The following is a 378-nucleotide window of genomic DNA, read 5'->3' as shown; positions in this document are numbered from 1 at the left end:
GCTCGCCGCCGTCGCCACCGCCCCGGTCGAGACCCCGCACACGGAAGCGGTCGGCTCCTACCTCCAGTTGTCCGTGAACGACGGGCCGGTCGACGAACTCGCCGGGTCGCAGCCCCGCTGGTACGCGTCCGCACCGGCCTGGGGAGATCTGTCCGTGATCGATCTCGGCTCGTGGGAACTCCGCGGTGGGGACAACACGTTCAGATTACGAGTCGTCGAGCCGACGATCCTTGACAACAGCATCGTGTACGTCCGGTCCCTGGACCACCTCCCCCTGCGCCCCCGCGCCCTTCCGGGCTCCGGTCTGCGCGAGGCCCATGTACCCCGTCACCGCGCCGGCGGCCCCGCCCGCCTGCGCCTGACCCTCAACGGTCGCGC

At 71.4% G+C, this 378-nt stretch carries 1 protein-coding gene; it reads left to right on the top strand.

Annotated elements, in window-relative coordinates; translation table 11 throughout:
• The coding region (locus tag ACLZOT_RS50415; RefSeq protein WP_416976047.1) for a hypothetical protein at window positions 1-378 on the top strand (378 nt) is incomplete at both ends.

This window comes from Streptomyces sp. 4F14 (assembly GCF_048159485.1).
GTDB lineage: Bacteria > Actinomycetota > Actinomycetes > Streptomycetales > Streptomycetaceae > Streptomyces.
Note: the sequence above shows the minus strand (reverse complement) of the source record. Positions and strands in the feature narration are given on the sequence as shown.